This is a genomic window from Streptomyces aurantiacus JA 4570, assembly GCF_000414115.1.
Lineage (GTDB): Bacteria > Actinomycetota > Actinomycetes > Streptomycetales > Streptomycetaceae > Streptomyces > Streptomyces aurantiacus_A.
In genome coordinates this window covers 14,376-27,272 of the sequence record NZ_AOPZ01000503.1, presented here as the reverse complement: position 1 = coordinate 27,272, position 12,897 = coordinate 14,376, and the positions used below count along the sequence as shown (strand labels likewise).

Annotated in this window: 7 protein-coding genes; 6 read left to right on the top strand and 1 reads right to left on the bottom strand. The window is 74.5% G+C overall.

Annotated features, from left to right (window positions below; translation table 11 throughout):
• Nucleotides 1-126 precede the first annotated feature (126 nt).
• Nucleotides 127-1,401 carry a serine--tRNA ligase gene (gene serS / locus STRAU_RS36270; RefSeq protein ID WP_016645372.1) on the top strand — a complete coding sequence of 425 codons (1,275 nt, stop codon included), beginning with the start codon at nucleotides 127-129 and terminating at the stop codon, nucleotides 1,399-1,401.
• A 43-nt stretch (nucleotides 1,402-1,444) separates the two neighbouring features.
• On the opposite strand, the gene STRAU_RS36265 is transcribed toward serS, so the two are convergent.
• Nucleotides 1,445-2,230: an AfsR/SARP family transcriptional regulator gene (locus STRAU_RS36265; RefSeq protein ID WP_016645371.1), complete on the bottom strand. Its 786-nt coding sequence runs from the start codon at nucleotides 2,228-2,230 to the stop codon at nucleotides 1,445-1,447.
• A 371-nt stretch (nucleotides 2,231-2,601) separates the two neighbouring features.
• Here STRAU_RS36265 and STRAU_RS36260 point away from each other — a divergent pair, with 371 nt between their 5' ends.
• The 5 genes from STRAU_RS36260 (at nucleotide 2,602) to STRAU_RS36240 (ending at nucleotide 12,844) form a co-directional block, all read left to right on the top strand.
• Nucleotides 2,602-2,973, top strand: coding sequence for a nuclear transport factor 2 family protein (locus STRAU_RS36260; protein WP_016645370.1), 372 nt, complete (start codon nucleotides 2,602-2,604; stop codon nucleotides 2,971-2,973).
• A 144-nt stretch (nucleotides 2,974-3,117) separates the two neighbouring features.
• Nucleotides 3,118-4,575, top strand: a complete 1,458-nt coding sequence (locus STRAU_RS36255; RefSeq protein ID WP_016645369.1) for an MFS transporter — start codon at nucleotides 3,118-3,120, stop codon at nucleotides 4,573-4,575.
• A 223-nt stretch (nucleotides 4,576-4,798) separates the two neighbouring features.
• Nucleotides 4,799-5,128 carry an acyl carrier protein gene (locus tag STRAU_RS36250; protein ID WP_016645368.1) on the top strand — a complete coding sequence of 110 codons (330 nt, stop codon included), beginning with the start codon at nucleotides 4,799-4,801 and terminating at the stop codon, nucleotides 5,126-5,128.
• 43 nt (nucleotides 5,129-5,171) lie between these two features.
• Nucleotides 5,172-11,231, top strand: a complete 6,060-nt coding sequence (locus tag STRAU_RS36245; protein ID WP_016645367.1) for a type I polyketide synthase — start codon at nucleotides 5,172-5,174, stop codon at nucleotides 11,229-11,231.
• Nucleotides 11,228-12,844, top strand: a complete 1,617-nt coding sequence (locus tag STRAU_RS36240; protein ID WP_016645366.1) for a long-chain-fatty-acid--CoA ligase — start codon at nucleotides 11,228-11,230, stop codon at nucleotides 12,842-12,844. The genes STRAU_RS36245 and STRAU_RS36240 overlap by 4 nt, the downstream gene beginning before the upstream one ends.
• The last annotated feature ends 53 nt before the right edge of the window (nucleotides 12,845-12,897 follow it).

The following is a 12,897-nucleotide window of genomic DNA, read 5'->3' as shown; positions in this document are numbered from 1 at the left end:
CCGCCACACCCGCCCCGGCAACCGGCCCGCACCCGCCCCGCCCGGGCCCCGCATCCGGCCCCGCCCGGGCCCCGCATCCAGCCCCGCCCGGGCCCCGCTTCCGGCCCGCACCCAAGGGAGAGATCCATGCACGACGTACGTGAGCTGCTGGAGATGGGGCCCGAGGCGGTGCGGCGCCTGGCCCGGCGCCGGCACACCCTGGAGCCGGACGCACTGCAGGGCGCGCACCGGCGCCGCGCCCAGGCCCTGCGGGCGGTGTCCGCCCTGCGCGCCGACCTCAAGGCCGCCGCCCGCACCGGCGGCGCCGCCCCCTCGCCGCAGGCACGCGAGGCCGCGCGGCAGCTGCGCGAGCGGGTGCAGCAGGCCGAGGCCGCCGCCCAGCGGGCCGAGGCGGAGCTGGCCGACCTGCTGCTCGCCCTGCCCAACCTGCCCCTGGACGAGGTGCCCGACGGACACCGCGACAGCGACGCCGTCGAGATCCGCCGCGGCGGACCGCCCCCGGCCACCGCCGCCGGCGCCCGCCACCACGCCGAGATCGGCGAAGCCCTGGGCATCCTGGATCCCGCACGCGCGGCCCGCCTGTCCGGCGCCCGCTTCACCGTGACCCGCGGCCCCGGCGCCCGCCTGGAACGCGCCCTCGGCGACTTCTTCCTGGATCTGCACACTCGCGAACACGGCTACACCGAGCACGGCGTGCCCTACCTGGTCAACCGCGCCACGATGACCGCGACCGGCCAACTGCCCAAATTCGCCGACGACCTGTTCGCCACCGGCGCCGGCGAGCGGGAACTGTTCATGGTGCCCACCGCCGAGGTGCCGCTGACCAACCTGGCCGCCGGCGACCTGCTCGACGCCGCGAGCCTGCCGCTGGCCCTGACCGCCCGCACCCCCTGCTTCCGCGCCGAGGCCGGCTCCTACGGCCGCGACACCCGCGGCATCCTGCGCCTGCACCAGTTCGAGAAGGTGGAACTGGTGCGCATCTGCGCCGCCGAAGACGCCCCCCGGCAGCTGGAAGTGATGCTCGGCCACGCCGAGGAGTGCCTGCGCCGCCTTCAACTGTCCTACCGCGTGGTGCTGCTGGCCGCCGGCGACCTGGGATTCTCCGCCCGCAAGACCTACGACATCGAGGTGTGGCTGCCGGGCAGCGGCGCCTACCGGGAGATCTCCTCCGTCTCCGACTGCGGCACCTTCCAGGCCCGCCGCGCCGGCATCCGCGTACGCACACCGGGCGGCGCCCACCAGATGGCCGCGACCCTCAACGGCTCGGCGCTGCCCATCGGACGCACCCTGGCCGCCCTGCTCGAACAGGGCCGGCGCCCCGACGGATCCGTGCACCTGCCCCCCGCACTGCACCCCTACGCGGGCTTCTCGCGCATCCTGGGCGACGGCACCACCGACTGACCCCGCCCCCGGGCCGGGGGCGGGGTCGCGTCGGGTGCGGGTGTCAGGCCGGCTGCGGCGCCGGCGCGGAGCGCCCCGCCCCGGGGCAGGCGGGGACCTGGTTGAGGATGTCCAAGAAGCGCTCCCTGAGCTGCGGGGAGGGCTCGGTGCCCAGCTCGGCGATCATCCGGGCGCGGGCCGCGTGGTAGGTCTCGATCGCCTCCGCCTGGCGCCCGCAGCGATACAGCGCCAGCATCAGCATCTCGGTGACCCGCTCGCGCCAGGGGTGCACCACGCTCATCCGCTTCAACTCCCCGATCGCGGAGGGAACTTCACGCTCGAAGTCCAGCCAGAGCTTGTCCTCGGTGGCGGCCAGGTGCTCCTCGGCCAGCTGCACCGCCACCGACTGGCACAGCAGCCCCCCGGTGACGTCCTGCAGCGCGGCCCCCCGCCACAGGCCCAGCGACTGATCCAGCAGCGCGGCCGCCGCCTTCGCGTCGCGGGCCATCAGAGCGCGGGCCCGGCCCACCCCGCGCCGGAAGACGTTCATGTCCAGGTCCCCGGCGGCGAATTCGAGGCTGTAGCCGGTGGAGCGGGTCAGCAGCACCGGCGCGCCGGGCCCCAGGGCCTGCAGGGTGCGCCGCAGCCGCGAGACGTGGGCCTGCAGGGCGTTCTCCACGGTCACCGGCGGCTGCTCGCCCCACAGTTCGCCATACAGCTCCTCGGCCGGGATGAGGCGGCCGCCGTTGACCAGGAGCACGGCGAGCAGCACCCGCTGGTGTCCGCCGCGGATGCTGTGGAAGTGCCCGTGCGCCTCGACTCCGACGGAGCCGAGAATCTTGAACTTCACTGACTGCTCCTCCCTGCCCGTCGCCCCGTGCCGGGTGTCGGCCGCGGCCCGGGGCGCCACGGAGTGTGTGTCCGCGTTGGTTGAACCTGGCAGCGGCGCCTCGAACGCCGCTGGAGATACGGCATCGGCACGACAGACATCCCCCGCGGCCCCCCGCGGTCCGCGCCCCGCCCGGCGGCGGCCACGGACGCGTCGGGCGGGGCGGGCCGGGGCGGTGAACCGGCGGGGCGGCGGGGACCTCGAGTTGCCTTCGAGTGCCCCTTGAGCACGCTCTGTCACCCTCGGGTGAGGGTGCCGCCCGGGGCTTCGCGCGTGGGCCGGCGCCCGGGCAACCGAGCCCCGACGCAATCGCTAGCGATCAAGGAGTACGCGTGAGTGACCTGACCGAACTGGCCGGCCGTTACATCGCCGTGTGGAACGAGCCGGACCAGCACCAGCGCGCCGCCGCGATCTCCGAGCTGTTCACCGCGGATGCCACCTACACCGACCCGCTGGCCGACGTGCGCGGGCACGAGGGCATCGGCGCCGTGATCGCGGGCGCCCGTGAGCAGTTCCAGGGCTTCGACTTCCGCCTTCTCGGCGAGGTCGACGCCCACCACCACATCGCCCGCTTCCAGTGGGAGCTGGTGCCGGCCGGCGGCGGCGAGAACCTCGTCATCGGCTTCGACGTCGCGGTGAGCGACGGCGCCGGGAAGATCAGGGCCGTCCACGGCTTCCTCGACAAGGTTCCCGCCGGCGCCTGAGAACGGCCCACGGCACGGCACCCGGGCGGATCCCCGCGGCAGGCGAAAACCAAGCGGGGATCTGCCCGTCGGCGTCCGTGCCCGCCCCGCCCCGCACGCCCCTCCAGCCGACACCAGCAGACCTTCCCCTCAAGGAGCACCACGATGACGACGGACGCCGGAGCCAGGACCAGGCCCCCGCACGGGGGGACACCAGCACAGGCGGCGGGCGGCCCCGGCTGGGGGGCGCTGGCCATCGTGATGGTCGGCACCTTCATCACCGTCCTGGACTACTTCATCACCAACGTCGCCGTGCCCTCCATCCAGGCCGACCTGGGGGCCAACCACGCCCAGTCGCAGCTGGTCATCGTCGGCTACGGGGTCGCCTTCACCGCCGGCATGATCACCGGCGGGCGCCTGGGCGATCTCTACGGCAGGCGGCGGATGTTCTCGCTGGGCATGCTGGGCTTCACGCTGGCCTCCGGGCTGTGCGGGCTCGCGCAGAGCGCCGATGCCCTGACCGCCTTCAGGGTGCTGCAGGGCGCCGCCGCCGCGCTGATGGTCCCTCAGGTCCTGGGCATCCTCGGCGTCGTCTACACCGGGGCCGCGCGGGCCCGCGCGTTTGTCGTCTACGGCCTGGTGGTCGGCCTGGCCGGGGTGTTCGGGCAGGTCATCGGCGGCGCCCTGATCTCCGTCGATGTGGCGGGCCTGGACTGGCGGACCATCTTCCTGATCAATCTGCCCGTCGGGGCGGTGGCGCTGTTCCTGACGCCGCGTCTGATCCCCGAGTCGCGCAGCGCGCAGGGCGGGCGCCTGGACCTGGGCGGGGCGCTGTTGTCGACCGCGGCGCTGGTGGCGCTCGTGTTCTCGCTCATCCAGGGCCAGGAGCAGGACTGGCCGCTGTGGAGCTGGCTGCTGCTGGCGGCCTCGGTGCCGCTGGGCGCCGGTTTCATCGCCCATCAGCGCCGCCGCACCCGCCAGGGGCTGAGCCCGCTGATCGACCTGGAGCTGTTTCGCGGGCGCACCTTCTCGGTGGGGCTGGCGGCCATGCTGACCTACTTCCTGGCGATGGGCTCGTTCTTCTTCCTGCTGGCGCTGTATCTGCAGCAGGGCCGGGGGCTCTCGCCGGCCGAGGCCGGGCTGGTCTTTCTCACCCTGGGCGGCGGCTACTTCGGCTCCTCGCTGCTGTCCACCCGCCTGGCCGAGCGGCTGGGCCACCGGCTGTACTCGGCCGGCCCGCTCACCCTGGCCGCCGGCTACGTCGCCACCGGGCTGACCGCCCGGTGGCTGGGCACCGAGGGGCACATCCTGTGGATCATCGCTCCGCTGGTCGTGGCCGGCATCGGGATGGGCATGACCACCGGCCCGCTGACCGGTGCCGTCCTGGCCGGCGCCGACCCCCAGCACGCGGCCGCGGCCTCCGGTGCGGCCAACACCGTCCAGGAGGGCGGCGTGGCCGTCGGCGTGGCCGTGGTCGGCGCGGTGTTCTTCCCCGCGCTGGGCGAGCACGTCACGCCCGGCGACTACCCCCAGGCGTTCGGCACCGGGCTGATCCCCCTGGTGGTGTTCTGCCTGGCCGCGAGCGTCATCGTGCGCTACATGCGCCCGCGCGCCCAGCGCTGAACAGCCGCCCCCGGCTGGAGCGGCCAGGGGCCCGGGGAGGCCGCAGCGGCACACCGCCGCTGCGGCCTTCCGGCATGCGCACACCCCCCTGCGGGCGGGGGCCGCTCGCTCCCGGAGGGGGCCAGTGGCGGGTCAGCGGCATGTCAGGTACCGGTGCTTGGCTGGTCGCTCCCTGGCCGGTGCGCCCGCCGCCGGCCCACGTATCGCGGATCGGTCACCCCTTATGCCTGAGACGAACACGGCCCTGGGCCACCTGCGTGAGCTGCCCGCCCACGAGATCACCGAAGAGATCGAAGCCCTCGTCGAGGAGCTGTTCAAGGACGCCCTGCTGATGGACGCCGACGAGGAACTGCCCCTGCAGGTCTCCTACTTCGACCTGGGCCTGACCTCGCTGCGGCTGACCCGGATCAGGCAGCAGCTCGAGGAGATGCTCGATCTGTCCATCAACACCAACGTGCTGTTCAACGAGCCCACCGTGCAGCAGCTGGTCTTCTACCTGGCCGACCTGCTCGCCGCCCCCGCCCCCGCGCCCGCCGGCCGGCCGAGCCCGTAACCGATCCGCCGCACCCGCCACCGGATGAGAAGGAGCCGCGGCCATGTCGCGCCAGAACAGCCACGTCACCACCCCGGCCGCGGCCGGGCAGCCGCAGGAGGCGGTCGCGATCGTCGGGGCCGGCCTGCGCTTTCCCGGCAACAGCAACTGCCTGGAGGACTTCGAGGAGTTCCTGGCCGGCGGCAGCTCCGGCATCACCGCGCTGCCCACCGACCGCTGGGACGCCGACGCCTTCACCCCCCACGGCCCCGACGACAAGGGCAAGATCCGGGCCGCGGCCGGCGGCTACCTGGACCGCATCGACCTGTTCGACGCGGGCTTTTTCAACATCTCCCCCAAGGAAGCGCAGTACATCGACCCCCAGCAGCGCATGCTCCTGGAGACCGCCTGGCAGGCCCTGGAACAGGCCAACATCGACCCCACCCCCCTGCGCCGCGGCAACGGCGGCGTCTTCATCGGCGCCAGCTCCGTGGACTACGCCCTGGAACTGGACGCGCTGCCCTACGAAGACCTCGACGGCCACCTGGCCTCCGGCATCACCCTCTTCCCGCTGGCCGGGCGCCTGTCGTACTTCCTGGGCTGGCGCGGGCCGAGCATCAGCGTCGACACCGCCTGCTCCTCCTCGCTGGCCGCCCTGCACCTGGCGGCGTGCGCGCTGCGCCGCGGCGAGTGCGACATCGCCCTGGGCGGCGGCGTCAACGCCCTGCACAACCCGCGCATCCCGGTGATGTTCTCCAACGCCCAGATGCTCGCCGGCGACGGGCAGTGCAAGACCTTCGACGAGACGGCCGACGGCTACGCCCGCGCCGAGGGCTGCGGCGTGCTGGTCCTCAAACGGCTCACCGACGCCGTCGCCGACGGCAACGACATCCTGGCCGTCATCCGCGGCACCGCCGTCGGCCAGGATGGCGACAGCGCCGGACTGACCGTGCCCAACGGCCCCGCCCAGGAACGGGTGCTGCGCCTGGCCCTGGCCGACGCCGGCCTCAAGGCGGGCGACATCCAGTACGTGGAGGCCCACGGCACCGGCACCCCGCTGGGCGACCCCATCGAGATCGGCGCCATCAGCAACGTCTTCGCCGACACCCACACCGCCGAGGACCCGCTGATCGTCGGCTCGGTCAAGACCAACCTGGGCCACATGGAACCCGCCTCCGGACTCGTCGGCGTCATCAAGACACTGCTGCAGCTGCGCTCCGCGACGATCTTCCCGCACCTGAACTTCACCACCCCCTCCACCCGCATCCCCTGGGAGGTGTATCCGGTACGGGTCCCCACCCGCTGCGAGCCCTGGAAGGCGCCCGTGCGCCGGGCCGCGGTCAACAGCTTCGGCTTCGCCGGCACCATCAGCGCCGTCGTCCTCGAACAAGCCCCCACCCCCGCCGGGCAGGGCGAGGGCGGGGGCGAGGACCGCGCGCCCGGCGCCGCGCAGACAGCGGCGCCGGTGCTCACCCTCTCCGCCAAGAGCGGCCCGGCGCTGCGCGAACAGGCCGAGCGCTACCGCGAGTTCGTCACCCAGCGCCCCGGCGTGGACGTGAGCGCCCTGTGCTACACCGCCAACGTGGGCCGCGCCCACTTCCCCCACCGCATCGCCGCCCCCGTCCGCGGCCGCCAGGACCTGCTGGCCGCCCTGGAACAGGCCGGCCGGCTTGAGGCCGCGGCCGAGCCCTCGGGCATCCGCAAGGTCGCCTTCATGTTCACCGGCCAGGGCGCGCAGTACGCGGGCATGGGCGCCGCCCCCTACCGGCAGTTCGCGCTGTTCCGCGAGATCGTCGACGACTGCGACCGGCTCTTCGCCCCCCATCTGGGCCGCTCGGTGCGCGAGATACTGCTGGGCACCGCCGCCGATGCGGACGTCATCGACCAGACCCTGTTCACCCAGTCGGCGCTGTTCACCCTGGAATACGCGCTGGCCCGCCAGTGGATGTCCTGGGGGGTGCGGCCCAACGTGCTCATCGGGCACAGCATCGGCGAGGTCGTCGCCGCCACCGTGGCCGGCCTGTTCTCCCTGCCCGACGCGGTGACACTGGTCGCCGCCCGCGCCCGGCTGATGCAGTCGGTGCGCGCCGAGGGCGGCATGGCCTCGGTCGGCGCCGCCGCCGAGCGCGTCGAGCCGCTGCTGGCCGCCCGCCCCGACCTGGCCCTGGCGGCCGTCAACGGCCCCGACACCTGCGTGATCTCCGGCGCGAGCAGCGCCCTGGCCGAGGTGAGCGCACAACTGGCCGCCGACGGCATCCGCGTCAAGGCGCTGTCGGTCTCGCACGCCTTCCACTCCCCCCTGATGGCCGAGGTGTTCGACGAATTCCGCACCGCCCTGGACGCCGTCACCTTCCGCGAACCCTCCATCTCCCTCATCTCCAACCTCACCGGCAAGGTCGCCCGGATGCGGGAGATCGCGACCGCCGACTACTGGGTGCGCCACATCGGCGAACCCGTCCGGTTCCTGGCCGGCATGCGCGCCATCGCCAAACGCGGCCGGCACGCCTTCATCGAGATGGGCCCCTCGGCCATGCTGTGCGCGCTGGGCAAGAGCTGCGTGCCCGCCGAGGAGCACCTCTGGCTGGCCAGCCTGCGCCGCAGCGACGACAGCGGCGGCGCGACGCTGCGCGCCCTGGCCGACTTCTACACCGCCGGGCTGGACGTCGACTGGGCCGCCTACCACCGCGGCAGCCGCCCGGCCACCCTGCAGCTGCCCACCTACGCCTTCCAGCGCAAGCCCTACTGGCTGCCCATCCCCAAGACCCGCCCCCGCGGCGGCCGCTTGGGCCCGGCCCACCACCGCCTGCTCGGCCAGCGCACCCCGGCCGCCGAACTGCCCGCGAACGTCTGGGAGTTCACCAGCGAATTCACCCTCGCCGAACTCGGCGAGCTGTCCGGCCACCGCACCGGCGGGCAGCCCTGCCTGCCGCCGGCCGCCTGGGCGGATTTGCTGCTGGCCCTGCAGGACGCGGTGTTCGGCCACACCCGCGCCACCATCGAGGACCTGCGCCTGCCCCAGCCGCTCACCCTCACCGGCGACGAGCAGAACATACGGCTGACGACACGGCTGCACCACACCGGCAACGGCCGGGCCGACATCCACATCACCGGCACCGTGGGCGAACCCGCCACCGCCACCGGCAGCGACAGCGACAGCGACAGCGGCGAAGACGCCGCGGACGGCGAGAACGGCGTCGACGGTGCGGGCGGTGTGCGTACGTTCGTACGCGCCCGGATCGCACCGCAGAGCACCCCCGGCGCCGACAGCGCGCTGCGCGCCCTGGCGCAGCGGCCCGGCGCGGCGCTGGAGCGGGCCGACGCCCAGGACATCGCCACCGACCTCAACGCCGTCGGCCGGGGCTTCGGCGAGGCGGCGCCGCGCCTGCTGAGCGTCGCCCGGCACACCGGCGGCACGGTCACCGCACGGCTGAGCGTGGGCGAGCCGTCCGCGGTGGAACAGCTGCCCGCCGCCCTCCTGGAGAGCGCGCTGATCGGCGCCGTCGCCCTGGACGAGAACGGGCCGCTGTTCACCCTCCAGAGCGCGGACAGCGTACGGCTGTTCAAGAAGCCGCGCGGCCGCCTCCTGCGCCTGGCCGCGGCCGTCCGCCCCGAGGGCCCCGACCGGCTGGCGGACCTGCTGCTCCTGGAAGAACCCACCGACAGCACCGAGGGTGTTGAGGGCGAGGGCGGCGAGCCGGTCGCCGAAGTGCTCGGCGCCCGCCTCGCCCGGCCCGAAGGACCGGCCGCGCCGCCGCACTTCACCCACCGTATCGAGTGGCTGCGCCGCAGCCTGCCCGCGCCGCAGGACCCGGAGCGGGGCGCGGCCGGGGAACGTCATGTGCTGCTCGCGGGCACCGCCGCCGAAACCGGCACGGCCCCGCCCGCCGCCCTCACCGCTCTCAGCGCCCTGTGCGACACCGGCACCGGCGCCCCCGGCGCCGCCGGTGCCGGGGGAACCTCCGGCCCCGCTGAGCCCGGCGGGCCGGACGGGCCGTCCGGTGCGGAGGGTGTGCGGGGTGTGCGGCTGAGTCTGGCGCCGGACGCGGCGGCGCTGCACGAGGCGCTCGCCGACCCCTCGGTCACCGACGTCGCCTGGTTCTGGCAGAGCGGCGCCGGCGAGATGTCCTACGAGAGGCTGCGCACCGAGCTGGAGGGCAACTTCCGCGCGCTGCTGGCCGCGCTGGCCGCGCCGGGTCTCGCCGATCCGCGGCGCACCCCGCGGGTGTGGCTGGTCACCGAGCGCGCCCAGTGGCTGCCCGGGGACGGCGCGGACGGCCGTGAGCAGCTCGCGGCCGCCGCCCTGTGGGGCTTTGGCCACGTCCTGCTCAATGAGCACCCCAAGCTGAAGGCCACCCTGGTCGACGTCGAGAGCGAGGGCCCCGGCGCGGCCGCCGCCCTGCTCGCCGAGTGGCGCTCCCCCGAGCCGGACGAGTACCAGATCGCCTACCGCGCGGGCCGGCGCCATGTGCGCAGGCTGCTGGCCGGGGACGGCACACCGCCCTGGCCCGGCGCCTTCGAGGTGCACCGCGCGCCCGCCGGCCCGCTGCGCACCGTGGCGGCCCCGCGGCAGGAACCCGAGGGCGATCAGGTGCGGGTGGAGGTGACCGCCTGGGCCCTGACCGAGCAGGACAGCGCCGCGCACACCGGCCCGGACGCCGCCCCCCAAACCCCCCAAGCCCCCGATGTGCCCGGCGTGTCGGACTCCTCGCCGGTGGCCGTGAGCGCCTGCGCGGGCACCGTCGTCGCCGCGGGCCCCAGGGCGACGATCGCGGTGGGGACGCGGGTGAGTGTCCCTCGGCAGGGGGTGCTGGGCTCCTCGCTGACCCTGCCGGCCGGCGCGGTGCGCGTCCTGGAGGCCGGGACGACACCGGCCGCGGCGGCGCACGCCGCGGGCGGCGCCGCCCGGCCCTTCGATGCCGCCGAGGTGTTCGGGCCCGACGAGGTCGACGAGGCGCTGCGGGTGCTGTCCGCGCGCCCGGGCCCGGTCGTGGTCACCACCGGCGCCCAGGCGGGCGCCGGCACCCCGGGGGGCTTCACCGTCCGGGCGGATCGCACCTATGTGGTGACCGGCGGTCTGGGCGGTCTTGGTCTGGTCACCGCGGCCAAGCTGGTGGACCTGGGCGCCCGGCACCTGGCCCTGGTCAGCCGCAGCGGGCGCCCCGCCGAGGAGGCCGCCGGCATCCTCACCGACCTCTCGCGGCGGGCCGAAGTGTCGCTGCTGCGAGCCGACCTGGGCAGCCGGCAGGAAGTGGCCCGCCTCGTCGAGGAGCTGCACGCGCTGGCGCACCCGGTGGGCGGCATCGTGCACGCGGCCGGCGCCATCGGCAGCGCGCTGATCTCCGCCCTGGACTGGCCGGCCATCGAGGAGCAGCTGGCCCCCAAGGTCTACGGCGGCTGGCTGCTGCACGAGGCCGCCGCTTCCTTCGCGCACCTGGACTTCTTCACCGTGTACTCCTCCATCGCCTCGGTCGCCGGCGCCCGGGGCGGGGCGGGCCAGGCGCACTACGCGGCGGCCTTCTCCTTCCTGGACGGCCTGGCGCACTGGCGAGCGCGCCGGCGGCTGCCCGCGCTGAGCGTCAACTGGGGCTCCTGGGGGCGGGTGGGGGCCTCGGCCCGGCTGGACGCCGCGTACATCAGGGAGATCGAACGCAGCGGTGTGCGGCTGTTCTCGCCGTCCTGGGGGCTGCGTGCCCTTGAGCGGCTGTGGGGGCGGGGCGGCGCGCAGCGGGTGGTGAACGTCTTCGACTGGCCGGAGTTCACCAGCCGGCTGCCGCTGGCCAACGCCCTGTTCGAGCGGGTCGCACAGGCCCGGCCGGAAGCGGGGGACGCGGCCGATGAGGTGGCCGCGCTGCTGGCCCGGCCCCGGCCCGAGCGGCTGAAGCTGATCGGGCGCGCGGTCGCGGAGAAGGTGGCCGCGGTGCTGCACTTCCACTCGGCCCAGGAGGTGGAACCGGCCGCCGACTTCGTCAGTCTCGGCCTGGACTCGGTGATGGGGATGGAGGTGAAGTCCGCGCTGGAGGCGGACTTCGGCCTGAGCCTGCCGGCCTCGCTGACCTTCGATCACCCCTCGGTGCGCGCCCTCACCGAGTTCGTCGACAGCCAGCTGTCCGGGGACGCCCGATGACGGGCGAGGCGGGCGGCCCGCGGGCGGGCTGGACGCTGATGGCGGTGTGTGCGCGCAACGCCGCGCAGCGCGGCGCGCACACGGCGCTGATCTGCGAGGACCGGCGCACCAGTTACGCGGAGCTGCACCGCGACAGCAACCGGGCCGCGCACGCGATGGCCGCGGCGGGCATCGGCCGCGGCAGCCGGGTGGCCTACCTCGGCCGCGAGAGCGAGTACTACTACCTGACCGTGCTGGCCTGCGCCAAGGCGGGCGCGGTGATCGTGCCGGTCAACTGGCGGCTGACCGCGGCCGAGGTGGCGCACATCCTGCGCGACTCGGGGGCCGAACTGCTCTTTGTGGACCAGGAGTTCGCGGCCACCGCCGATGCGGTGCTGTCCGGGGCGGGGGCGGGCGGGCCGCGCACGGTGGTGCGCCTGGACGCCACCGGCCCGGGCGGCGTCCACGACCGCGGGGCGGGCCTGCGCGCCTGGTACGCCGATGCCCCCGAACACGAGCCCCACCCGGGCACCGGCCCCGACGACGCGGTGCTGCAGATCTACACCAGCGGCACCACCGGCCTGCCCAAGGGCGTGGTCATCGCCCACCGGACGTTCTTCACGCTGCCCGCGGCGATCGCCGCGGCCGGCGCCGACGGCGGCGACTGGATCGACTGGCGCGCCGATGACGTCAGCCTGATCTCCCTGCCCGGCTTCGGCATCGCGGGCCTGGGCTGGTTCCTGCACGGCCTGTGCGCGGGCGCCACCCATGTGGTGCTGCCGATGTATGCGGCCGGTGAGGCGGTGCGCCTGATCGGCCGGTACAAGGTGACCATCACCTTCGTGGCGCCCGCGATGCTGCAGATGATGCTGGACGAACGCGGCGTCACCCCCGAGTCCTTCGCCTCCCTGCGCAAGATCGCCTACGGGGCGGCGCCGATCTCGCAGGCGCTGCTGCGGCGCAGCCTGGAGATGTTCGGCTGCCAGCTCGCGCAGATCTACGCCAGTACCGAGGCGGGCAGTGTCGCGGTGTGTCTGCCGCCGTCCGCGCACCGGGTGGGCAGTGCGCTGCTGAAGGCCGCCGGGAGGGCCTGCCCCGGCAACGACATCAAAATCGTCGACCGGGCGGGCAGCCGGCTGGGGCCGGGCGAGATCGGGCAGGTCTGCATCCGCACCCCGGCCCGCATGCTCGGCTACTGGCGCCGGCCCGAGGCCACCGCCGAGGTCCTGGCGGACGGCTGGCTGCACATGGGCGACGCCGGCTACCTGGACGAGGAGGGCTATCTGTTCCTGTGCGACCGCATCAACGACACGATCATCGTGGCCGGGCAGAACATCTACCCCGCCGAGGTGGAAAAGCAGCTCGGCGAGCATCCGGCGGTGGCGGACGCGGCCGTGGTGGGCGTGCCCGACGAGCGCTGGGGCGAGGCGGTGCACGCCGCGGTGGTGCTGCGCGCCGGTGCCCGGGTGCGCCCGCGCGAGCTGCTGCTGTTCCTGCGCGGCCGCCTCGCCGACTACAAGATCCCCATCCGCTACCACGTCCTGGAGGCGCTGCCCCGCAACCCCTCCGGCAAGATCCTGCGCCGCGCGGTGCGCGAGCAACTGGCAAGCGACCAGGCGGCGACACCGGCCTGAACCCCGCACCACACCGGCACGCACCGCATCACCTGCCCCGCCCCGCACCGGCC

Excerpts from the sequence above, each read along its gene's own strand:
- serS (WP_016645372.1), top strand. The coding sequence starts at position 127 with ATGCACGACGTACGTGAGCTGCTGGAGATGGGGCCCGAGGCGGTGCGG.
- STRAU_RS36245 (WP_016645367.1), top strand. The coding sequence starts at position 5,172 with ATGTCGCGCCAGAACAGCCACGTCACCACCCCGGCCGCGGCCGGGCAG.
- STRAU_RS36250 (WP_016645368.1), top strand. The coding sequence starts at position 4,799 with ATGCCTGAGACGAACACGGCCCTGGGCCACCTGCGTGAGCTGCCCGCC.
- STRAU_RS36255 (WP_016645369.1), top strand. The coding sequence starts at position 3,118 with ATGACGACGGACGCCGGAGCCAGGACCAGGCCCCCGCACGGGGGGACA.
- STRAU_RS36240 (WP_016645366.1), top strand. The coding sequence starts at position 11,228 with ATGACGGGCGAGGCGGGCGGCCCGCGGGCGGGCTGGACGCTGATGGCG.